Genomic DNA, 20,840 nt, shown 5'->3' with positions numbered 1-20,840 from the left:
AATTAATCATGAAAAATCACCATTGGCAAACAGCATTTAGTCTTATATTTGCGGTTAAAAGCTTAAACATTGCTTAAAAGCATCGCTTACAGTAACGTACTGTTTATAGATAATTTACTAACGAAGACTTTGTATTATGCCGGTGATATTTAAAAGGCTAGCGTTACTTGTTCGCGCTCATATAGATCAGTTGAGTTGGCAAGCAGTGGCATTAGCTATTTTGACTCATATGCTATTAACATGGAGCTTGCTATTTATAGCGAATGAGAAAGCGTTAACTTCGCTTACTACCTTTTTTTACTATTACACAGTAACAACATCAACAGTGGGGTATGGTGACTTTAGTCCAACTACTGATCTTGGTCGTTGGGTGGTTGCATTAATACAAATTCCATTTGGTTTAGCTTTATTTGGTGTCTTGCTAGGAAAAGCAGGACAGACAGTTACTTACTTAATTAGGCGCGCTATGACTGGTGATAAAAACTTTGCCCACAGTAACCACCATATTATTATTTTTGGTTGGCACGACACTCGTACAAAAAAGATGATTGATTACATTTTGGCAGATACGAAGCGAACCGATCGTCGTATTTTACTCGCGGTAACCGAACAAATGGATCATCCTTTTTTAGCTAACGAAAGCGTCGATTTTGCACGTTTAACTAGTTTTACAAACATAGGAGAGTTAGAGCGTGTAGCTATTCGCCGTGCCGATAAAGTGATTATTGATGGGCAAGATGACGACCAAACATTTACGACAGCGCTGCGTATTAGTCGCTTAGTAAAAGACGATTGCCATATAAGCGCTCACTTTTTAGATGAAACCAAAGTTGAGATGATGTTAGAGCATTGCCAAAATGTAGAGTGTAGTAGTGCAAAATCAGCTGAGATATTAGTACGCTCAATGCAAGATCCAGGTTCGAGCCGTGTGCAAGAGGAGCTGCTATCTACTTTACACGGCGATACACAATTTAGCTTGAAAGTACCAAGTGGCTGCAAAGATTTGGAGTTTGGTACTTTGTTTCATCACTTTAAACTTGAGCATGATGCAATACTGTTAGGCGTAGCTCATAATTTAAGTGCGCAAAATATGGATTTAAACCCGCCATTAGATTACAAAGTAAATGAAGGTGATTTTTTGCATTATATATCGGTAGAACGAGTATTAAGTAGTGAAGTAGATTGGTCGAGTTTAGAAAGGTAATGAATGAAGTTGTATTTTTAATTGTTGTTTTAAGTGCTTACATTTTACCTGTCGTTATTGTACTTAATAGTAAGCGCTCAAAAGGCCATGAAAAGAACGGCTGGCTGATGGGAATCATTATATTTTCGTGGTTAGGATTAATGATGTACTTTGCTATTGTGCCCAAGCATGGGCACAAAAAGAAAAAGGCAAAATAGAGTCATTAGTTTTTATAGACGCTTTTGCTGGAATATTATTCTTCTAGCTGTTTGAGTTTATGCTCAATTAGGGGGTCGTCAGGTAAAAGTTGCTGGGCGACTTCTAATAGCTGGATAGCATCATTAGGGTGTTCATCTTGGTGCTTAAGCGCCACATCAATCAAGGGCTGAATATCAATTTTTGCCTGATGCTCTTGTACATGCACTTCTTTTTCATCAGCTAAAATTTTATGCGCTGTACTCAATAATGCTAAACGATGCGGTGAGCTTGCATTAGCCGAATTGAGACTTTGATAATAATCTTCTTTTAAGCGTAAGGTTTTGGTTTGCAGGCGAAACTGTGCAATATCGATTTGCTGATGTTGAATGAAATCAACGGCTACTTGCTTATAAAACCCAAACTTATTCAAATATGTGGCGTGTGTGCCATGTCCCATACCAAATACTCGTAAGTGAGTTAGCTGCTTATAGCGCTTAGCGTGCATTCGGTCTATACGATTAGTAGGATCGTAAATGATATAGCCTTGGGCATCTCCTAAATCTAGATCGTGATAATCTTGTTGCCAGTCAAACTGCTGAGCTATATCGGTACTAGAGCGGTCATCCCACGGTACTAATTCTTTATTTTTAGTACTTACCGGGTGAAAGAACAGTACGTGGTTTAGTTTTAATAGTTTAGCAAAAGCGCCAACAGCAAATCCGCCACGGCTTAAGCCATAGCCTAGTCGACAATTAAACGGCGTAAGTAATGTTGATAATTGCTCGAGAAAAAAGATTAAATTACGATTACGAAACCAATTACTTTTACCTAAATGTTGAAAAGCGATTATGTTTACGTTTTGTTTTTGAGCTAAGTGATAACCCCATGGTGCAAAATCAGGATGAAGATCTTGTTCTTGTACATTTGTGCCTGCAGGGGAGAAAGTAAAAAGCAGGGGTTTATTAATGTCAATAAACTCATATTTTACAAATACATCGCCTAGTAAATCACTACCCGTCATGGGTAATTGAGTTTGTTGCTCATTGCGTGGGAGAGTTAACCATTCATCTAACCAATACAGTAATTTCATTAATCCTCCAGCTATAAGTCAGCGTAGATCATATCAAACTCAATGAAATCAGGTCAAACCGAGAGGGCGTTACTGCGCCATTTTGATTATTTCATCCCAGTCATTTTTAGTAACAGGCATTATTGATAATCGTCCGCCTTTTTTAAGTGCTATTTCGGTAATATTATTATTCGCTTTAATATCTTTAAGGCTAACCAACTTGTTTAAATGGCTTTGGTAAGTAACTTCAACAACAACCCAGCGTGTTTTATCGCTGGTGGCTTTGGCATCGTAATAGTCGCTGCTTAAATCAAACTGAGTAGGATCTGGGTAGGCTTCGTGTGTCACTTCGGCAATACCGGCTACGCCTACGTGTTTACAGCTTGAATGATAAATCAAGACTGAGTCACCAACTTTAACGCTATCACGCATAAAGTTTCGCGCTTGGTAATTACGCACGCCTTCCCATAGTGTAGTTTGTTTTGGTGCATTTTTTAAATCATCAATCGAAAAGGCATCGGGTTCGGTTTTAAAAAGCCAGTAAGCCATAACAGTAGTCCTAACAAATATTTACTTCCCACTATTGTATAGTATCATTTGGTTACTAGGGTAATGAGGAAGAAATAATGAGCCAAGTATTAGATGATTTATTGTCGTTGTTAACACTTGAAGAAATTGAGCAAGGTTTATATCGAGGACAAAGCCAAGATTTAGGCTTTGGTGCTGTGTTTGGCGGTCAAGTTATGGGGCAGGCGCTTTCTGCCGCTAAAGAAACTCTACCTGAGGGGCGTATAGTTCACTCATTGCATTCTTACTTTTTACGCCCAGGCGATCCAGCTAAACCTATAGTTTACGACGTAGAAACTATTCGCGATGGAAAGAGCTTTAGTACTCGCCGAGTAAAAGCGATTCAGTACGGTAAGCCAATTTTTTATATGACAGCGTCATTCCAGGGGGAAGAAAATGGTTTGTCGCATCAAGCAACAATGCCTGATGTACCTGCACCTGAAGAGTTACGTTCATCGCTTGAGTTTTATCAAGATAACGCTTCGCATATCCCTGAAGTCATCCGTAATAAGTTTACGCGTGAAATGCCAATTGAAATGCGACCAGTTACTTTTCATAACCCGTTTAAACCAGAAGTTATGGAGCCGGTAAAGCATATTTGGTTTAAAGCTAATGGTGAAATGCCGGACGATCAGCGCATCCACAATTACTTATTAGCGTACGCCTCTGATTTCGAGTTTTTACCAACAGCATTGCAACCCCATGGTGTATCGTTTATGCAGCCAAATATGCAGGTAGCTACTATTGATCATGCAATGTGGTTTCATCGCCCATTTAGAATGGATGATTGGATTTTGTATTCAATTGATAGTCCAAGTGCGAGTAATGGATGTGGTTTGGTACGTGGACAGTTTTTTGATCGCCAAGGCAACTTAGTTGCCTCAACAATGCAAGAAGGGGTTATGCGCCAGCGCTAACCGCCTTCTATAGATATAGTACTAGTTACACTGATCTTGTACTATATCGCTGATTGACTGCCAGACGCGTGCTGGCAGTAATGTTTTAAGGTGTGCGTAGGTTTCGCATAGTTGTGTACTGCCTACTAAACCTTTATCACCCTCTGTTATTAATGACTCGCCACGTAAGTTTTCAATAAAACTAACAAGTACTTTTTTATCAAAAAACTCAGGTGTTTTAATACCATGCAGTGTACCTAAACGCTGTGCAAGCACTTGGCTCTCTCGTTCTAATTCTGCTTTTTCAATACCATCACTTGTTTGAATAAAACCAATTACAATAGCGTATCGTTGCAGAGTAAAGCTAAGCGATCGTCCAAGCATTTCTAGCTTAGCTAAGCAGTCATTACTGTTCGTTATATGAATGTTATCGCCATCAAACTCAATTAAATTTTGATCAGCAAAATTAGCTAAAATACGCGTTATATAGTTTTCATCAAGAGGCTGTAAGTACCATTCTTTAGCAAATAACGGATAAAACGTTTTTACAAGTTGCTGGCATTGCTCAATAGTTGTGCTGTGTTGTTTAAATAGATGTAGTGCAATTAAGCTTGGAACTGCAAACAAGTGCAATATGTTGTTTCGGTAGTAGTTAAACAATACCTTTTCCTTATCGCTAATAGTAATAATTTCGCCAAATTCATCACTTATAACTTCAAACTTATTAAGCTTTAATGCATGCGTTAGTAATTGCTCTGGTGTTTCGTCTGGGGCTGTTACTTTATCGCTGTAGCTGGCGTCGCGTTGTAAGCGTAGATAAAAATCAAGTTGTGCTAATAGCTTTGGTTTACTCAATGCTTGTTTATCGTTAACCAGCAATATCATCGCTAGTAAGTTAACCGCATTAAGCGCCGCTGCATTATTAATTTTAACCATTACTTGGTCAGCAAGTTTAGTCACTTGTGGTGCTAACCATTGTGGCTTCTGTACATCGGTAGGATGTATTGAGTCACGCCAATCAGGTTGGTTATCATTTAAATATTGGTTAATGGAGATTGGATCACCAAAGTTTAAATTACCACGACCGTAGTTTTTAAGGTTTTTGATTGCCTTAAAAATTCCAAAAATAGATTCGCCTTTTTTATCTTTTCCATCCAGCTCTTTAAGATAGGTGTTAATTTCCATTACGTGCTCGTAGCCAATGTATACAGGAACGATAGATATTGGTCTGTCTATTCCACGTAGCATTGCTTGTAATGTCATTGATAGCATACCCGTTTTAGGTGGAAGCAGACGCCCAGTTCTACTTCGACCGCCTTCTGTATAAAACTTAACAGAGTAACCTTTAATAAATAACTGGCTTAAATACTCTTTGAATATGGCAGAGTAAAGTTTATTGCCTGCAAACGAGCGACGAATGAAAAATGCGCCTGAGCGTCTAAATATGCCTCCGGCAGGGAAAAAATTAAGATTTACGCCTGCAGCAATATGTGGCGGCACCAAACCTAAATGATAAATAGAGTAGGTAAGTAGTAAATAATCCATATGGCTGCGATGGCACGGCATATAGATAATTTCATGGCCTTTATCTGTTAGTTCATGAATTTGCTCTGCGTGCTTAATATCTATACCGTTATAAAGCTTATTCCATAACCAAGTTAAAAATCGCTCGGCCACACGTATCATTGCCTCAGAGTAATTAGCTGCTATTTCATCAAGTAGTTTAAGTGCATTTTGACGGGCTTCGGTTTGGCTAATATTTTTAGCTTTAGCTTCATCTTGAATTGCTTTTTTTATTGTTGGTGACGCTAATAATGAATTAAATAATTGCTCGCGAGAGGGCATTTTAGGACCAGTTGCTGCAAGTTTTTGACGTTTAAAGTGTACGCGTGCAACACGTAACAACTTATGGGGTAATTCACTTACGTCAGCTTTTTCATTTACTAAAAGCGATAAGTCGAGAGGCTGACTGAAGCGAATAAAGTTATCGCGACCTGAAAACAACACCACAAAAATCTTTCTAAACCAGCTCGGAGTTAGAGAGTGTGTAATTAAAGTACGTAATCCTGGCTTTTCTTTACCTGGGTCGCGTCCCCATAAAATAGTAACCGGAACAACTTGTACGTTTTGCTGTCCGCTCTCTATTAGGTACTCAATGATTTGTTTACCTTGAGCTAAAGCATTGGTTGGTTTAGCTTCATCACCAAATAGTGGTGGCGGGTTTTTAATACCAATAAAACGATCTAAATTTTGGTTGCCTAGTACTTGCTCTTCGGTTGGACTAGGTAGGCCATTTTTTTTACAAGCATGGGCAAGGGCAGCTAAATCAAATCGCGAATTTAAGCGCACTATATAAAATGTAGGGTACTCAGGGTTTAGCTCATACTGTTTAATAGGATTTTCTGGCAGTACTTTGCTTTTTACAAATAAGCGGCTAAATCCAGCAGACATAACATTTAAACAATAATTAAAAATACGCATCGACTCACCATATTGAGAGTATTAAGGCCAAAATTAGCGCAGTAGGATATCATAATATCTAAAAATCCCTTAGTTTGCGTAATTAAGGTGTTAACTTGTTTTATTGACTAACAGTAGAGGTATTAGTTCAAGTATAGCTAGTAAGTATGTATGGGTGCTTATTTAATCAAATTTACAGTCATAGTATTGTTTCTAAATAGTTGTTGCATTTATCACCAATACCTCTATAATACGCAGGCTTTCAAAATTCCTCTGGGAACTAGGAAGGATAAATTAAGCTTGGATTTCAAGCTAATAAACAGGAGTTCCGATTTGGAACTCAACGTAGATATAATCAAACAGCCGGCATCTTAATTTTTAAGATTGTTTCGGTCGTTTTTTTATGCTCTTTTATATGCTCTTTATATTGAGGTTAAGAATGTCAAATCAACGCATTCGTATTCGCCTAAAAGCTTTTGACCACCGTTTGATTGACCAATCAACGGCAGAAATCGTGGAAACTGCGAAACGCACTGGCGCACAAGTACGTGGTCCAATCCCACTACCTACACGCTTTGAACGTTTTACTGTACTAACTTCACCGCACGTTAATAAAGATGCGCGTGATCAGTACGAGATCCGCACCCATAAACGTCTGATAGACATCGTAGAACCAACTGACAAGACTGTAGACGCGCTTATGCGTTTAGATCTTGCTGCTGGTGTTGATGTTCAAATCAGCCTGGGTTAATCGAAAGATTAGAGAGGTTTTAGGAAAATGGCATTAGGTCTAGTCGGTCGTAAAGTGGGTATGACACGAATCTTCACTGAAGATGGTGTATCTATCCCTGTGACAGTTATTGAAGCGACACCTAACCGCATTGCTCAGATCAAATCTGACGCAACAGACGGTTATAACGCGCTTCAAGTAACCGCAGGCACTAAAAAAGCAAGTCGTGTAAACAAAGCTAAAGCGGGTCATTTCGCTAAAGCTGGTGTTGAAGCGGGTCGCGGTCTGTGGGAATTCCGCCTTAACGGTGGTGAAGGCGATTTTGAAGTAGGCGCTGAGCTTACTGTTGAATTATTCAACGAAATCAACAAGGTTGACGTAACCGGTACTTCTAAAGGTAAAGGTTTCCAAGGTGGTGTTAAGCGCTGGAATTTCAGCATGCAAGACGCTACACATGGTAACTCTCTATCTCACCGTGCTCCTGGTTCAATCGGTCAAAACCAATCACCTGGTAAGGTGTTTAAAGGTAAGAAAATGGCCGGTCATATGGGTGCTGAGCGTGTAACGACTCAAAACTTAGAACTAGTTCGCGTTGACGCTGAGCGTAATTTGCTTTTAGTTAAGGGTGCAGTACCTGGAGCTATTGGCGGTGACGTTATCGTTAAACCAGCTGTTAAAGCATAAGTCCTGGAGATTTAGTGATGGAATTAGCAATTAAAGACGCTTCTGGCGGTCTTGAAGTTTCTGAAGCTACTTTTGGACGTGAGTTTAACGAAGCATTAGTACACCAAGTAGTTGTTGCATACGCAGCAGGTGCTCGTCAAGGTACTCGTGCTCAGAAGACACGTTCTGAAGTAAGCGGTGGTGGTAAAAAACCATGGGCTCAAAAAGGTACTGGCCGTGCACGTGCCGGTACAATCCGTAGCCCAATTTGGCGTTCAGGTGGCGTTAGCTTTGCAGCTAAACCACAAGACCACAGCCAAAAAGTAAACCGTAAAATGTACCGTGGTGCGATTAAAAGCATCTTATCTGAATTAGTTCGTCAAGAGCGTTTAATCGTTGTTGAAAGTTTTGCTCTAGCAGCACCAAAAACTAAAGAACTAGTTGCTAAGCTTAAAGAACTTGAGCTTAAAGATGTTCTTATCGTGACTGAAGAAGTAGATGAAAATCTTTTCTTATCGGCACGTAACCTTTATAAGGTTGACACACGTGATGTAGCTGGTATCGATCCTGTAAGCTTAATTGCTTTCGATAAGGTACTTATTACAGCCGCTGCTGTTAAGCAACTTGAGGAGGCGCTAGCATGATTCGCGAAGAACGTCTTTTAAAAGTGATCCTTGCTCCACATATCTCTGAAAAAAGCACAATTGCTGCTGAAGAAAACAATACTATTGTTTTTAAAGTAGTAAATGACGCAACTAAAGCTGAAATTAAAGTAGCAGTTGAGAAGCTTTTTGAAGTAGAAGTAACTGGTGTTCGCACACTTAACGTTAAGGGTAAAACAAAACGTACTGGCGCACGTTTCGGTCGTCGTAGCGACTGGAAGAAAGCTTACGTTACTCTTAAAGAAGGCAGCGAGCTAGACTTTGTCGGCGGCGCCGAGTAATAAGGGGATAGAATTATGGCACTTCAAAAGTGTAAGCCTACTTCTGCGGGCCGTCGTCACCTAGTTAAAGTGGTTAACTCTGATCTACATAAGGGTAAGCCATACGCACCACTTTTAGAGAAAAACTCTAAATCAGGTGGTCGTAATAACAATGGTCGTATTACGGTTCGTCATATCGGTGGTGGTCATAAACAACACTACCGTTTAATCGATTTTAAACGTACTAAAGATGGCATTCCAGCTACTGTTGAACGTTTAGAATACGATCCAAATCGTAGCGCAAACATCGCTCTTGTATTATATGCAGACGGTGAGCGTCGTTACATTATCGCACCTAAAGGCTTAAAAGCTGGCGATGCAATCCAGTCTGGTGTTGATGCACCAATCAAGCCTGGTAATGCATTACCAATGCGTAATATGCCTGTAGGTTCGACTGTTCACAACGTAGAATTAAAACCAGGTAAAGGTGCTCAAATAGCACGTTCTGCTGGTGCATACGTTCAAATCCTTGCTCGTGATGGTCAATATGTAACATTACGTCTTCGTTCAGGCGAAGTTCGTAAAGTTGAATCTGATTGTCGTGCGACTCTAGGTGAAGTAGGCAATGCTGAGCATATGCTTCGTTCACTTGGTAAAGCAGGTGCAAATCGCTGGCGTGGTATTCGTCCGACAGTTCGTGGTGTTGCCATGAACCCGGTAGATCACCCACACGGTGGTGGTGAAGGTCGTACATCTGGTGGTCGTCATCCTGTGTCTCCATGGGGTAAACCGACTAAAGGTGCGAAGACGCGTAAGAACAAGCGTACGGATAAATTTATAGTACGTCGTCGTACTAAGTAATATTGAGGAATAGCCATGCCACGCTCTCTCAAGAAGGGTCCTTTTATAGACCTACACTTGCTGAAGAAGGTAGAGAAAGCTTTGGAAAGCGGTGAGAAAAAGCCAATTAAAACTTGGAGCCGTCGTTCAATGATCATACCTAACATGATCGGATTGACCATTGCTGTCCATAATGGTCGCCAGCACGTACCAGTTTTCGTTTCTGACGAAATGATCGGTCACAAACTAGGTGAATTTGCACCAACTCGCACTTACCGTGGCCATGCTGCGGATAAGAAAGCGAAGAAACGATAAGAGGGGAAGATAAATGCAAGCATTAGCTAAACATAAATTCGCCTCTGGTTCGGCGCAAAAAGCACGTCTAGTTGCAGATCAGATCCGCGGGTTACCTGTAGATCGCGCACTAGAAATCCTGGCGTACAGCCCTAAGAAAGCCGCTGTATTAGTTAAGAAAGTACTTGAGTCTGCTATTGCTAACGCAGAGCATAACGAAGGTGCTGACATTGATGAGCTTCGTATAACAACGATCTTTGTGGACGATGGTCCTACAATGAAACGTATTATGCCTCGTGCTAAAGGACGCGCAGACCGCATCCTTAAGCGTACAAGCCATATCACTGTTATGGTTTCAGATAGCTAGGAGTATAAGTAATGGGACAAAAAGTTCATCCTACTGGTATTCGCCTAGGTATATCTAAACCTTGGGTTTCTACCTGGTACGCGAGTTCAAAAGATTTCTCTGCACAGCTTTTTGGCGATCACAAAGTTCGTACATTCCTTACAAAGGAATTGAAAACGGCTTCTGTGTCTAAAATCGTTATTGAGCGTCCAGCAAAATCAATCCGAGTAACAATCCACACGGCTCGTCCGGGTGTTGTTATCGGTAAAAAAGGCGAAGACGTAGAAAAATTACGTCAAGCGGTAACTAAAATCGCTGGTGTACCTGCTCAGATTAATATCTCTGAAGTACGTAAACCAGAACTAGATGCACAACTAGTAGCAGACGGCATTGCCTCTCAACTAGAACGTCGTGTTATGTTCCGTCGCGCTATGAAGCGTTCGGTACAAAATGCAATGCGCATCGGTTCTAAAGGGATTAAAGTTGAAGTTAGCGGTCGTCTTGGCGGCGCTGAAATCGCACGTTCAGAATGGTATCGTGAAGGTCGTGTACCTCTACATACTCTTCGTGCTGATATCGATTACGCAACTTCTGAAGCCTTAACCACTTATGGTATCATTGGTGTTAAAGTTTGGATCTTCAAAGGCGAAGTTATTGGTGGTTTACCACTAGTACAAGAGCAAGAGAAGCCAGCTAAACGCGCACCAAAGAAAGCCAAGAAAAGTGCTAAGTAGAGGTAGCGAGTAATGTTACAGCCAAAACGTACAAAATTCCGTAAAATGCACAAAGGCCGCAACCGCGGTTTAGCGCAAAACGGTAACAAAGTAAGCTTCGGTACTTTCGGATTGAAAGCAACTGGCCGTGGCCGTATGACTGCTCGTCAAATCGAAGCAGCTCGTCGTGCTATGACGCGTCACGTGAAACGTCAAGGTAAAATCTGGATTCGTGTCTTCCCTGACAAACCGATTACAGAAAAACCTCTTGAAGTTCGTATGGGTAAAGGTAAAGGTTCTGTTGAATATTGGGTTGCTGAAATTCAGCCTGGTAAAGTACTTTACGAAATGGAAGGTGTTTCAGAAGAGCTTGCTCGTGAAGCGTTTGACCTTGCTGCTCGTAAATTGCCATTCAAAACAACTTTCGTAACTCGGACGGTAATGTGATGAAAGCTAGCGAACTAAAAGATAAAAGCGTAGAAGAGCTTAATGCTGAACTTCTAGGACTACTTCGTGAGCAATTTAATATGCGCATGCAAGCTAGCACTGGTCAGTTAGCTCAGACACACACGCTAAGAACAGTACGCCGCGATATCGCGCGTGTAAAAACAGTTATTAACCAGAAGGCAGGTCAATAATGAGCGATAAAATTCGTACTCTTCAAGGCCGTGTAATCAGCGACAAGATGGAAAAATCTTTCACTATCGCTATCGCACGTTACGTGAAGCACCCAATCTATGGGAAATTCATTAAACGTACGACTAAGTTACACGTACATGACGAAAATAACACAGCAAAAGCGGGTGACGTAGTTACTATCCGTGAATGCGCACCAATTTCTAAGAATAAATCTTGGACTTTAGTGGACGTTATTTCTAGTCCAAAGCAAGCTTAATTTTTTAATTAAGTTAGTTTTGTAAAAAGCCCCGGCATTAGCTGGGGCTTTTTGTATTTAAAGCACTCGCAAGCAACAAGCTAGGGTGAGCCGGGCCACTTGGGTTTTGTCTTTATCTGAAAATATAAAGTGGTGTAAAGTAGTGATTGAGAGTTTCATGTGCCAGTTACTTTTTTTTGGTAGACGAATTATCTACTAGATCAAAAATGAGATAATGAAATTACACATCTCAGTTAATTTAATGACAACATAGAGTCATCTAATTCATTATGTTGCTTTTACCTTACTCTCTTTTAATTTAAAAACTCACTTATCTTATTTTATTACAATAATACAGTTTCAAAGTATCGAAAGTAGTTATCCATATACAACTTTCATCATCATCGAATCTGGTTTTTTTATGTCTAAAACCTCAATTTATCGCCTTAAATTAATATTCTGGTATGATTAGCTAATATGCGCTTTTGAATGAATTTTTGAGGTAGTAATGACGCGTAGTTTTGAATTTCATTTAACTGATGAAGTTGCCACGGTTGCAATGGGGAATTGCGTTGCTGATATTATCGAGCAAGGTGCGGTTATTTATTTACATGGTGATTTAGGTGCGGGTAAAACAACGTTTACACGTGGTGTAGTACAAGGTTTTGGCCATACAGGCAAGGTTAAAAGCCCAACGTATACACTCGTAGAGCCTTATGAACTTGAGCGCGCAAATGTTTATCATTTTGACTTATACCGTTTAGGTGATCCTGAAGAATTAGAATACATGGGTATACGCGATTATTTTTCAACAGATGCAATTTGTGTTGTTGAATGGCCTGAAAAGGGTGGTGAGTTTATTCCTGTGCCTGATTTAGATATTACTCTGAGCTATGTGGGTAACGAACGTAAAATTGTTATTAATAGTGCTAGTGAGCGCGGTATAACAATTGTCGAAAAACTAAATAACAAATAATAATATAGTTAAGGCAGTAATAATCAAATGAGCCGAGGTGCAGTTAAACTTTTTATTTATCTTATGGTTATTACCATAAGCTTGCCGTTGTGGGCCAAAAATACAATTAATAGTGTACGCGTATGGCCGTCACCGGATAGTACTCGTGTGGTATTTGATTTAAATGATAAGCCCGACTTTAGCTATTTTATGCTTAAAAATCCTAGCCGTTTAGTGGTTGACTTAGAGAACACTAGCGAGTTAAAAATATTGCCAGGTGTGCCGCCAAAACATCAAATAGTAAGCAAATTACGTTACTCAAAGCCTAAAAATAAACAAAGCGTGCGTTTGGTATTTGAATTAAGTGCGCCAATAAAGCCTGTTGTATTTGCTTTAGCGCCTACCGGTCCTTATAAAAATAGACTCGTTGTTGATTTATATAATAAGAGCCAAGAAAAATCTGTTGTATCACCTGCACAAACAGCGGCTAAAAATCGCCAATTAAGCCAAGAACGAGACATCGTTATTGCAATTGATGCAGGGCATGGCGGCGAAGATCCTGGCTCCATAGGTCCATCAGGCACATACGAAAAGACAGTAACACTGCAAATTGCAAAACGGCTTGAGCGCATGATTGATGGCGAGCGTGGGATGATTTCTCGCATGGTACGAAGCGGTGACTATTTTGTAAAACTTAATACGCGTACTAACCGTGCTCGTGAAAAAAAAGCTGACTTTTTTGTTTCTATTCATGCTGATGCATTTACAAGCCCTGGACCAAATGGTGCCTCTGTTTGGGTATTGTCGTTAAGGCGTGCTAATTCAGAAATAGGTAAATGGATAGAAGATAAAGAAAAACACTCTGAGCTTTTAGGTGGCGCTGCTGATGTAATGAAAGATGCCGCTAACGAAAAATACTTAGCGCAAGCATTGCTTGATATGTCGATGGATCACTCTATGAAAACCGGCTTAAACGTAGCTGACGAAGTTGTTAAAGAGCTCAGTAAAGTTGCTAAATTGCATAAAAAAGATCCTCAACATGCGAGTCTTGCTGTACTTAAATCACCAGATATCCCATCAATTTTAGTAGAAACAGGGTTTATATCTAATCCACGAGAAGAAAAGCTGCTTAAAAGTGCTAACCATCAAGAACGTTTGGCTAAAGCTATATTCACTTCAATTAAAAATTACTATTTAAAAAATCCACCGGATGATTCTTTGTTTGCTAAATTAAAATCGCAATATCCAACAAAGCACAAGGTACGCCCGGGTGAATCTTTAAGTATGCTGGCGAGTCGCTATGGCGTTACAATTACTGAATTAAAACAAGTTAATAAGCTTAGCTCTAATACTTTATTTATTGGGCAAGAGCTAGATATACCGCAAAGTTAGTCATTATTATTAGCGCAATGCTTGCTAGGAAATCTCATGAATATTGAAATACTACCCGCGCGTTTAGCTAACCAAATTGCCGCAGGCGAAGTGGTTGAACGCCCCGCGTCGGTAGTAAAAGAACTGGTCGAAAACAGTTTGGATGCTGGCGCTACACGTATTCAAATAGATATTGAGCGTGGTGGTCATAAGCTTATTCGCATTCGTGATAACGGCTCAGGGATAAGTAAAGATGAGCTAACGCTTGCACTTTCTCGTCACGCTACCAGTAAATTAAAGTCACTTGATGATCTCGAAAATATTTGTTCACTTGGTTTTAGAGGCGAAGCGCTTGCGTCAATTAGCTCTGTATCGCGTTTAACGCTGAGTTCAAAACCAAAAGATCAAGAAGCAGCATGGCAAGCATTTGCAGAAGGTCGCGATATGGCCGTGCAAGTAAAGCCAGTAGCGCACCCTGATGGCACAACCATTGAAGTAAAAGATTTATTTTTTAACACCCCAGCTCGTCGTAAATTTTTGCGTACCGAAAAGACTGAATTCAGTCATATTGATGAATTGATAAAGCGTATTGCGCTTAGTCGCTTTGATGTTTCTATTACACTAACTCACAACGAAAAAGTAGTAAGGCAATATCGTGCGAAGACAGATCCTTCTCAGGCTATTACACGTGTGGCACAAGTTGCAGGTAAGGCCTTTGCAGAGCAAGGTTTACATATTCAATCAGGCGAGGGCGGCCTACAGCTGCATGGCTGGGTGTTACCTGTCGGTTCAGCTAATACGACTCAATATACTTATGTAAACAATCGCATGATGCGCGATAAGCTTATTTTGCATGCTATACGCCAAGCATTTGAAGAGGTAAGTGGCACTCAAGAGCTTCCAGGGTTTGTTATTTATATTGATATTGACCCACGACAGGTTGATGTAAATGTTCACCCTGCCAAACATGAAGTGCGCTTTCATCAAGGGCGCTTAATTCATGACTTTATATTGCAAGCTATTAAGCAAGTGGTAGTGCCGCTGCAAGGTGAGTTTACGAATGAACCGTTTGGCTCTGAGGTGGAATCTGCGCCTGTGTTAATGGGGTCAACGCATATTAGCGCTAATAATATAGAAAGCGAAGGTGTGTTTGATTACCCTAAATCGCAATTACAGCCCTCTTACTCTGGAAGTGCTGGTAGCTCAAGTTCGTCCTCAGGTACTAGAAGTGTTGGCGGTAGCGGTGCATACCGTGCTACACCAAGTACGAGCCATCATGACGTAAATGCGTTTTATCAAGGTGTAAGTGAGCAACACGCTGCGCATTTTGATAACGTAGCAAATATACCAGCAACACAGCAGCAGTTTGAGTCAGCGCATAATGTTTTAAAGGTTGTTTCCATCATCAGTATTAATGAAGGTGTGTGTGTATTTAGTGAAGAGCAGCAATTGTATTGCTCACATTTCAAATATGCATTGGTAGATGATTGGCATACACAAATCAAGGAGCTTGGTAGCTTAGAAGGGAAAGCCCTTTTGCTGCCCGTAAGAGTAAACTTATCGAAAGAAGATTGCTTGCTCATAAAAGCACAGCAATCATGGTTTACTTTACTTGGTTTTGAACTCGTAATAGAAAAACAGTTTGTAATGGTTAAAAAATTGCCAGCGTGCTTATATTTACTTGATGTAAGTACCGCGATAGGTGAGTTACTTAATGGATGTAAAGCGGAGCTTGAAAATATAGAGAGTTGGTTAGAGTGGCAGATGAAATGTGTACCAACTCGATTTTATTTGAGCAATGTATTTTTAGCGCAACAAATGCGCTTACAAAATAATCCGCAAACTATTCAACGCTTACGCGAAAAAGCAGTTAAAATAGAGCTAAATCACTATTTAACGCAATTAGATTAAGGTATCAGTGTTGAGTAATTTACCAGTCATATTTTTAATGGGTCCAACAGCTGCAGGTAAAACAGCATTGGCAATCTCACTGTGCGAGCATTTAAATACAGAAATAATCAGCGTTGATTCAGCGTTAGTGTATAAAGATATGAACATTGGTACTGCAAAACCCGATGCAGAAGAGCTTGCTAAAGCTCCGCATCATCTGATTGACTTGCTCGATCCGAGTGAAACATATTCAGTTGCTGATTTTAGGCGTGATGCAGTACAAAAAATTGACGAATTTCATAGACAAGGTAAAGTGCCTGTATTGGTTGGAGGTACAATGTTGTACTTTAAATCTTTAATTGATGGTTTATCGCCTTTACCTGAAGCAGATGCTGTAATAAGAGCTGAGTTAGAAGTACAAGCTAAAGAATTTGGCTGGCCTCATTTATATAAAGAATTAGCTAAAGTTGATCCAAAAGCAGCCGAAAAAATAAGTGAAAATGATTCACAAAGAATTAATCGAGCTTTAGAGGTTTATAGATTAACTGGTAAGACCATGACTGAGTTGCAAAAGCAAAAGCAGCCGGCTTTACCTTATACTTTTCATCAATTTGCGATTGCACCGCAAGAACGCAGCGAATTACACCGCCGAATTGAAGAAAGGTTTAAAATAATGATTGATCAGGGGTTTGAAAATGAAGTTTCGACCCTATATCTACGTAAGGATTTACACCCCAATATGCCTTCTATTCGTTGTGTTGGTTATAGACAAATGTGGGATTACCTTGCGGGTGAAACAAACCATGATGAAATGGTTTTTCGTGGCATCGCAGCAACACGTCAATTGGCAAAACGTCAGTTAACGTGGCTTCGTAGCTGGCCTGATGTTACGTGGTTAACAACAGGTGACGAAGAAAACTTGCATCGTGTAGTAAGTTCGCTAAGCTAGTAGTAGTTGAATATTGTTTTTTATCAAATAAGTTCAGCCACTTAATTATAATAACACCTAGAACGAAGGAACAATAACATGGCAAAAGGCCAATCGTTACAAGACCCATTTTTGAATGCACTACGACGTGAGCGCATTCCAGTATCAATCTTTTTGGTAAATGGCATAAAATTACAAGGCAAAATTCAGTCATTTGACCAATTTGTTATTTTACTAGAGAACACCGTAAATCAAATGGTTTATAAGCATGCAATTTCAACAGTTGTCCCTGCTCGCGCAGTTAACTTCCAAGCAGTTCAAGGGAGTGAAGAAACTGAAGAGCCAGAAGCTGGTAACTTTTAATTAGGAGCATAATGTTTGTTTGACCGCTATGAATCCGGCGAACAGGCAATTTTAGTTCATATCGACCTACCTAAAGAAGGGGATCGTGAAGATCTTCATGAATTAGAGATGTTGGTATCTTCTGCTGGTGTTAGTAGTTTGGCGGTTGTGCAAGGCAGCCGTCAAGCACCACATCCGAAACTATTCGTCGGTACCGGTAAAGCAGAAGAAATAGCTGAGATTGTTAAAATCCACAATGCAGATGTCGTAATTTTCAATCATCAACTCAGGCCGTCACAAGAGCGTAATTTAGAGCGTGTTTGTCAGTGTCGTGTGCTTGATAGAACGACGCTAATTCTTGATATTTTTGCCCAACGTGCACGTACCCATGAAGGTAAGCTGCAGGTTGAATTGGCACAACTTCGCCATATGTCGACTCGATTAATTCGTGGCTGGACCCATCTTGAACGCCAAAAAGGCGGGATTGGTTTACGTGGACCTGGTGAAACCCAACTTGAAACCGATAGGCGATTACTTCGTGCCCGTATTCAAAATATTCGTGCGCGTTTAGCTAAAGTAGCAGTGCAACGCGAACAAGGTAGGCGAGCTCGTACTCGTAATGAAATACCTACGGTATCGTTAGTTGGCTATACTAATGCGGGTAAATCTACATTATTTAATCGAATTACGAATTCAGATGTATACGCGGCCGATCAGTTGTTTGCAACACTTGACCCGACTCTACGTAAGCTTGAATTAGGTGATGTTGGTCCTGTTATCTTAGCTGATACAGTGGGCTTTATTCGTCATTTACCGCACGACTTAGTTGCTGCTTTTAAAGCAACGCTAACTGAAACTCGTGAAGCTGATTTACAATTACATGTAATTGACGCAGCAGACTCTCGTCTTCAAGAAAATATTGAACAAGTACAATCGGTGCTTAAAGAAATTGAAGCCGATGAAGTACCACAGCTATTAATTTATAATAAAATTGATGCGCTGGATAACGTAAGCCCACGTATTGATCGAGATGACGAAGGCCAACCTATAAGAGTGTGGCTTAGCGCTCAGACTGGTGAAGGGTGTGAATTACTTAGTGAGGCTATTAGTGAACTACTTGCTAAGAAGATGTTTAACGAAACATTATTTCTTACGCCATTGTATGGTCGCCTAAGAGCTGCATTGTTTAGTTTAAATGCAGTACATGAAGAACGCTTTGATGAGCAAGGTAATTGGCTGTTAGATGTTAGAATGCCTATGGTTGAGTGGAATCGTTTAATTAAAGAATTTGGTCCTGAAATTGCTGGTTTTATCTACCGTAATTAAAAATTGACGTTTTAATGTCGGTTTTTGTATGAGAAACGCGGTAGATTTGTTAGATTTAACACAATTTCCTAATTTATTTAGATAACAATGGAGTATAGCTATGGCCTGGAATGAACCGGGTAATAATGGCAATGACAAAGATCCGTGGAATAATAAAGGCGGACGTGATCAAGGCCCACCTGATTTAGACGAGGTGTTCCGCAAGTTTAGTAACAAGTTCGGCGGCTTATTTGGCGGGAAAAAACCTGGCAATGGTAGCGGCGGCGGACTTGGCGGAGCCGGTATTTCATTCATACTTATTATCGCCGTTATTGTATGGGCGTTAAGTGGTATTTATACGGTTAAAGAAGCCGAGCGTGGTGTGGTTCTACAATTTGGTAAATATGACCGAATTGCTGATCCCGGCCTGCGTTGGAAAATGACTTTCATCGAAACGGTAATCCCAGTAGATATTGAAGCAGTTCGTTCACTATCGGCTTCTGGTTTTATGCTTACTGAAGACGAAAACGTAGTGAGCGTAGAGTTTCAGGTGCAATACCGTGTTATTGACCCATATCTTTATGAGTTTAGCGTAACCAACGCTGATAGTAGCTTAGAAGAAGCGCTAGACAGTGCACTACGTTATGTTGTGGGCCATGCAAAAATGGACCAAGTATTAACTAATGGCCGTGAGGTTGTTCGTCAAAATACATGGGATGAGCTTAATAAGATTATCGAACCATATAACTTAGGTTTAATTGTTACTGACGTGAACTTTAAAGACTCTCGTCCGCCAACTGAAGTTAAAGATGCATTTGATGATGCGATTGCTGCACAAGAAGATGAAGAACGTTTCATCCGTGAAGCAGAAGCATATGCTCGTGAAATTGAGCCTCGTGCTCGTGGTCAAGTAACGCGTATGACTCAAGAAGCTGAAGGTTACCAAGAGCGTATAACATTAGAAGCACAAGGTGAGGTAGCTCGCTTTGAAAAGCTATTACCTGAATATCAAGCAGCTAAAGAAGTTACTCGTGAGCGCTTATACATTGATGCAATGGAAGAAGTGCTAGGCAGTAGTTCTAAAATATTGGTTGATGTTAAAGGCGGTAATAACATGCTTTATTTACCTCTTGATAAGATTATGGATAAGCAAGGGACAGCAACACGTGTTGCACTTCCAAGCTCTAGTGATATTCAAGATTTACGTAATAAAGTAAATACGTCGCGTAATAGCTCTGTTAACAGTGGCAATGACCGCTTTAACAACGACCGCTTTAATGATGGGAGATAATCATAATGAAAAACTTTAGTTTAGTAATACTATTAGCTGCCATTGTTATGTCTTTCTCATCGGTATTTGTTGTACCTGAAGGGCAAAAAGCAATTGTAATGTTATTCAGTAAAGTACAAAAAGATAGCGACGACAAAGCGATTGTATATGGTCCAGGCCTACAATTTAAGGTACCATTTTTTAGCCAAGTACGTCGCATTGATGCACGTATTCAAACGCTAGATGGTGCGCCAGACCGTTTTGTTACTAGTGAGAAAAAAGACTTAATTGTTGATTCGTTTGTAAAATGGCGTGTTAACGACTTTAGCGCTTTTTACTTACGTGCACGTGGCGATAAGCAATACGCTGAAACGCTACTTAAACAAAAAGTAAATAATGGTCTTCGTACAAACTTTGGTACACGTACAATTCGTGAAATTGTATCGGGTGAGCGTAGCGAATTGATGGAAGAAGCGTTAGTACAAGCTTCTGAAAGTGCGCGTGAGCTTGGTATTGAAGTACTAGACGTACGTGTTAAGCAAATTAACCTACCACAAGAAGTAAGTAGCTCTATTTACCAACGTATGCGCGCTGAGCGTACTGCTGTTGCAAAAGAGCACCGTTCTGAAGGTCAGGAAAAAGCTGAGACCATTCGTGCGGGTGTTGACCGTCGTGTAACAGTAATGCTTGCTGACGCGGAGCGTAATGCGCGTTCTGTACGTGGTCAAGGTGATGCTGACGCTGCTGGTATTTATGCTAATGCGTATAACAAAGACCCTGAGTTCTTTAGTTTTGTGCGCTCGCTTGAAGCTTATAAAAAGACTTTTAAAGATAAGCAAGACGTTATGGTGCTTTCACCAGATAGCGACTTCTTTCAATATATGAAAGGTGCTAAAGCTCAATAAGCTTTACCTTAATTATTTAAAAGTTAAAAAGCCTCGCATTTGCGGGGCTTTTTGTTAAATGCTATTTGTAATCATAAATCACTGTTATTTATGTGGTTATTAGCTGATATTTCGGTAGA

25 protein-coding genes are annotated in these 20,840 nt (G+C 40.3%); 22 read left to right on the top strand and 3 right to left on the bottom strand.

Annotation, left to right across the window (positions count from 1 at the left end):
- The first annotated feature begins 136 nt into the window (after window positions 1-136).
- Complete coding sequence (locus I6E80_RS11595) at window positions 137-1,204, top strand: potassium channel family protein (RefSeq protein WP_170072238.1); 1,068 nt, start codon at window positions 137-139, stop codon at window positions 1,202-1,204.
- Entirely contained in the window at window positions 1,204-1,401 is a 198-nt protein-coding gene (locus tag I6E80_RS11590) for a PLDc N-terminal domain-containing protein (RefSeq protein WP_076924021.1), read from the top strand. The genes I6E80_RS11595 and I6E80_RS11590 overlap by 1 nt, the downstream gene beginning before the upstream one ends.
- Window positions 1,402-1,436: 35 nt before the next feature.
- On the opposite strand, the gene I6E80_RS11585 is transcribed toward I6E80_RS11590, so the two are convergent.
- Both I6E80_RS11585 and I6E80_RS11580 read right to left on the bottom strand, forming a co-directional pair.
- Window positions 1,437-2,471, bottom strand: a complete 1,035-nt coding sequence (locus tag I6E80_RS11585) for a hypothetical protein (protein WP_024600230.1) — start codon at window positions 2,469-2,471, stop codon at window positions 1,437-1,439.
- Between the two features lie 69 nt (window positions 2,472-2,540).
- Complete coding sequence (locus I6E80_RS11580) at window positions 2,541-2,999, bottom strand: EVE domain-containing protein (RefSeq protein ID WP_024600229.1); 459 nt, start codon at window positions 2,997-2,999, stop codon at window positions 2,541-2,543.
- Between the two features lie 77 nt (window positions 3,000-3,076).
- Here I6E80_RS11580 and tesB point away from each other — a divergent pair, with 77 nt between their 5' ends.
- Window positions 3,077-3,934, top strand: a complete 858-nt coding sequence (gene tesB, locus I6E80_RS11575) for an acyl-CoA thioesterase II (RefSeq protein ID WP_002957902.1) — start codon at window positions 3,077-3,079, stop codon at window positions 3,932-3,934.
- Window positions 3,935-3,955: 21 nt separating this feature from the next.
- Here tesB and plsB read toward each other — a convergent pair whose 3' ends face one another.
- Window positions 3,956-6,394, bottom strand: coding sequence for a glycerol-3-phosphate 1-O-acyltransferase PlsB (plsB, locus tag I6E80_RS11570; RefSeq protein WP_197185592.1), 2,439 nt, complete (start codon window positions 6,392-6,394; stop codon window positions 3,956-3,958).
- 418 nt (window positions 6,395-6,812) lie between these two features.
- Here plsB and rpsJ point away from each other — a divergent pair, with 418 nt between their 5' ends.
- From rpsJ to hflC, 19 genes are all read left to right on the top strand, one after another.
- Window positions 6,813-7,124 carry a 30S ribosomal protein S10 gene (rpsJ, locus tag I6E80_RS11565; protein ID WP_002957900.1) on the top strand — a complete coding sequence of 104 codons (312 nt, stop codon included), beginning with the start codon at window positions 6,813-6,815 and terminating at the stop codon, window positions 7,122-7,124.
- A gap of 27 nt (window positions 7,125-7,151) precedes the next feature.
- Complete coding sequence (gene rplC, locus I6E80_RS11560) at window positions 7,152-7,787, top strand: 50S ribosomal protein L3 (RefSeq protein ID WP_002957898.1); 636 nt, start codon at window positions 7,152-7,154, stop codon at window positions 7,785-7,787.
- Window positions 7,788-7,804: 17 nt separating this feature from the next.
- Complete coding sequence (gene rplD / locus I6E80_RS11555) at window positions 7,805-8,410, top strand: 50S ribosomal protein L4 (protein ID WP_002957897.1); 606 nt, start codon at window positions 7,805-7,807, stop codon at window positions 8,408-8,410.
- Window positions 8,407-8,709: a 50S ribosomal protein L23 gene (gene rplW, locus I6E80_RS11550; protein WP_002957896.1), complete on the top strand. Its 303-nt coding sequence runs from the start codon at window positions 8,407-8,409 to the stop codon at window positions 8,707-8,709. Before rplD ends, rplW begins: the two co-directional genes overlap by 4 nt.
- Before the next feature lie 15 nt (window positions 8,710-8,724).
- The gene (rplB, locus tag I6E80_RS11545) at window positions 8,725-9,549 is read left to right on the top strand and encodes a 50S ribosomal protein L2 (RefSeq protein ID WP_002957895.1); all 825 of its coding nucleotides are present in this window, start codon (window positions 8,725-8,727) and stop codon (window positions 9,547-9,549) included.
- Between the two features lie 15 nt (window positions 9,550-9,564).
- Window positions 9,565-9,843 carry a 30S ribosomal protein S19 gene (gene rpsS / locus I6E80_RS11540; RefSeq protein ID WP_004588689.1) on the top strand — a complete coding sequence of 93 codons (279 nt, stop codon included), beginning with the start codon at window positions 9,565-9,567 and terminating at the stop codon, window positions 9,841-9,843.
- Window positions 9,844-9,856: 13 nt separating this feature from the next.
- Window positions 9,857-10,189, top strand: coding sequence for a 50S ribosomal protein L22 (rplV, locus tag I6E80_RS11535; protein ID WP_002957892.1), 333 nt, complete (start codon window positions 9,857-9,859; stop codon window positions 10,187-10,189).
- Window positions 10,190-10,200: 11 nt separating this feature from the next.
- On the top strand, window positions 10,201-10,902 hold the full coding sequence (gene rpsC / locus I6E80_RS11530; protein WP_002957891.1) for a 30S ribosomal protein S3: 702 nt from the start codon (window positions 10,201-10,203) through the stop codon (window positions 10,900-10,902).
- A 12-nt stretch (window positions 10,903-10,914) separates the two neighbouring features.
- Window positions 10,915-11,328 (top strand): 50S ribosomal protein L16, encoded by a 414-nt coding sequence (gene rplP, locus I6E80_RS11525; RefSeq protein WP_002957890.1) that lies wholly within the window; start codon window positions 10,915-10,917, stop codon window positions 11,326-11,328.
- Window positions 11,328-11,519 carry a 50S ribosomal protein L29 gene (gene rpmC / locus I6E80_RS11520; RefSeq protein WP_002957889.1) on the top strand — a complete coding sequence of 64 codons (192 nt, stop codon included), beginning with the start codon at window positions 11,328-11,330 and terminating at the stop codon, window positions 11,517-11,519. Before rplP ends, rpmC begins: the two co-directional genes overlap by 1 nt.
- Window positions 11,519-11,776, top strand: coding sequence for a 30S ribosomal protein S17 (gene rpsQ, locus I6E80_RS11515; RefSeq protein WP_002957888.1), 258 nt, complete (start codon window positions 11,519-11,521; stop codon window positions 11,774-11,776). The genes rpmC and rpsQ overlap by 1 nt, the downstream gene beginning before the upstream one ends.
- Before the next feature lie 487 nt (window positions 11,777-12,263).
- Entirely contained in the window at window positions 12,264-12,731 is a 468-nt protein-coding gene (gene tsaE, locus I6E80_RS11510) for a tRNA (adenosine(37)-N6)-threonylcarbamoyltransferase complex ATPase subunit type 1 TsaE (RefSeq protein ID WP_024600227.1), read from the top strand.
- 27 nt (window positions 12,732-12,758) lie between these two features.
- A complete protein-coding gene (locus I6E80_RS11505) occupies window positions 12,759-14,102 on the top strand; it encodes an N-acetylmuramoyl-L-alanine amidase (protein ID WP_024600226.1) in 1,344 nt (447 codons plus the stop codon).
- Between the two features lie 36 nt (window positions 14,103-14,138).
- On the top strand, window positions 14,139-15,992 hold the full coding sequence (gene mutL / locus I6E80_RS11500; RefSeq protein WP_197185591.1) for a DNA mismatch repair endonuclease MutL: 1,854 nt from the start codon (window positions 14,139-14,141) through the stop codon (window positions 15,990-15,992).
- A gap of 10 nt (window positions 15,993-16,002) precedes the next feature.
- Window positions 16,003-16,920: a tRNA (adenosine(37)-N6)-dimethylallyltransferase MiaA gene (gene miaA, locus I6E80_RS11495; protein WP_197185590.1), complete on the top strand. Its 918-nt coding sequence runs from the start codon at window positions 16,003-16,005 to the stop codon at window positions 16,918-16,920.
- Window positions 16,921-16,998: 78 nt separating this feature from the next.
- Window positions 16,999-17,262 (top strand): RNA chaperone Hfq, encoded by a 264-nt coding sequence (gene hfq, locus I6E80_RS11490; RefSeq protein WP_024590569.1) that lies wholly within the window; start codon window positions 16,999-17,001, stop codon window positions 17,260-17,262.
- 15 nt (window positions 17,263-17,277) lie between these two features.
- Window positions 17,278-18,567 carry a ribosome rescue GTPase HflX gene (gene hflX / locus I6E80_RS11485; protein ID WP_024600223.1) on the top strand — a complete coding sequence of 430 codons (1,290 nt, stop codon included), beginning with the start codon at window positions 17,278-17,280 and terminating at the stop codon, window positions 18,565-18,567.
- Between the two features lie 100 nt (window positions 18,568-18,667).
- Window positions 18,668-19,837, top strand: a complete 1,170-nt coding sequence (hflK, locus tag I6E80_RS11480; RefSeq protein WP_170072248.1) for an FtsH protease activity modulator HflK — start codon at window positions 18,668-18,670, stop codon at window positions 19,835-19,837.
- A 5-nt stretch (window positions 19,838-19,842) separates the two neighbouring features.
- Entirely contained in the window at window positions 19,843-20,721 is an 879-nt protein-coding gene (gene hflC, locus I6E80_RS11475) for a protease modulator HflC (protein WP_002957880.1), read from the top strand.
- Window positions 20,722-20,840: the final 119 nt, after the last annotated feature.

It is taken from the genome of Pseudoalteromonas sp. NSLLW218 (assembly GCF_015864775.1).
Lineage (GTDB): Bacteria > Pseudomonadota > Gammaproteobacteria > Enterobacterales > Alteromonadaceae > Pseudoalteromonas.
This window is presented reverse-complemented; position numbering and strand designations above follow the sequence as displayed.

What these genes read in the sequence shown, in the direction of transcription:
- I6E80_RS11595 (WP_170072238.1), top strand. Translation starts at nt 137, where the DNA reads ATGCCGGTGATATTTAAAAGGCTAGCGTTACTTGTTCGCGCTCATATA.
- I6E80_RS11590 (WP_076924021.1), top strand. Translation starts at nt 1,204, where the DNA reads ATGAATGAAGTTGTATTTTTAATTGTTGTTTTAAGTGCTTACATTTTA.
- I6E80_RS11585 (WP_024600230.1), bottom strand. Translation starts at nt 2,471, where the DNA reads ATGAAATTACTGTATTGGTTAGATGAATGGTTAACTCTCCCACGCAAT.
- I6E80_RS11580 (WP_024600229.1), bottom strand. Translation starts at nt 2,999, where the DNA reads ATGGCTTACTGGCTTTTTAAAACCGAACCCGATGCCTTTTCGATTGAT.
- tesB (WP_002957902.1), top strand. Translation starts at nt 3,077, where the DNA reads ATGAGCCAAGTATTAGATGATTTATTGTCGTTGTTAACACTTGAAGAA.
- plsB (WP_197185592.1), bottom strand. Translation starts at nt 6,394, where the DNA reads ATGCGTATTTTTAATTATTGTTTAAATGTTATGTCTGCTGGATTTAGC.
- rpsJ (WP_002957900.1), top strand. Translation starts at nt 6,813, where the DNA reads ATGTCAAATCAACGCATTCGTATTCGCCTAAAAGCTTTTGACCACCGT.
- rplC (WP_002957898.1), top strand. Translation starts at nt 7,152, where the DNA reads ATGGCATTAGGTCTAGTCGGTCGTAAAGTGGGTATGACACGAATCTTC.
- rplD (WP_002957897.1), top strand. Translation starts at nt 7,805, where the DNA reads ATGGAATTAGCAATTAAAGACGCTTCTGGCGGTCTTGAAGTTTCTGAA.
- rplW (WP_002957896.1), top strand. Translation starts at nt 8,407, where the DNA reads ATGATTCGCGAAGAACGTCTTTTAAAAGTGATCCTTGCTCCACATATC.
- rplB (WP_002957895.1), top strand. Translation starts at nt 8,725, where the DNA reads ATGGCACTTCAAAAGTGTAAGCCTACTTCTGCGGGCCGTCGTCACCTA.
- rpsS (WP_004588689.1), top strand. Translation starts at nt 9,565, where the DNA reads ATGCCACGCTCTCTCAAGAAGGGTCCTTTTATAGACCTACACTTGCTG.
- rplV (WP_002957892.1), top strand. Translation starts at nt 9,857, where the DNA reads ATGCAAGCATTAGCTAAACATAAATTCGCCTCTGGTTCGGCGCAAAAA.
- rpsC (WP_002957891.1), top strand. Translation starts at nt 10,201, where the DNA reads ATGGGACAAAAAGTTCATCCTACTGGTATTCGCCTAGGTATATCTAAA.
- rplP (WP_002957890.1), top strand. Translation starts at nt 10,915, where the DNA reads ATGTTACAGCCAAAACGTACAAAATTCCGTAAAATGCACAAAGGCCGC.
- rpmC (WP_002957889.1), top strand. Translation starts at nt 11,328, where the DNA reads ATGAAAGCTAGCGAACTAAAAGATAAAAGCGTAGAAGAGCTTAATGCT.
- rpsQ (WP_002957888.1), top strand. Translation starts at nt 11,519, where the DNA reads ATGAGCGATAAAATTCGTACTCTTCAAGGCCGTGTAATCAGCGACAAG.
- tsaE (WP_024600227.1), top strand. Translation starts at nt 12,264, where the DNA reads ATGACGCGTAGTTTTGAATTTCATTTAACTGATGAAGTTGCCACGGTT.
- I6E80_RS11505 (WP_024600226.1), top strand. Translation starts at nt 12,759, where the DNA reads ATGAGCCGAGGTGCAGTTAAACTTTTTATTTATCTTATGGTTATTACC.
- mutL (WP_197185591.1), top strand. Translation starts at nt 14,139, where the DNA reads ATGAATATTGAAATACTACCCGCGCGTTTAGCTAACCAAATTGCCGCA.
- hfq (WP_024590569.1), top strand. Translation starts at nt 16,999, where the DNA reads ATGGCAAAAGGCCAATCGTTACAAGACCCATTTTTGAATGCACTACGA.
- hflK (WP_170072248.1), top strand. Translation starts at nt 18,668, where the DNA reads ATGGCCTGGAATGAACCGGGTAATAATGGCAATGACAAAGATCCGTGG.
- hflC (WP_002957880.1), top strand. Translation starts at nt 19,843, where the DNA reads ATGAAAAACTTTAGTTTAGTAATACTATTAGCTGCCATTGTTATGTCT.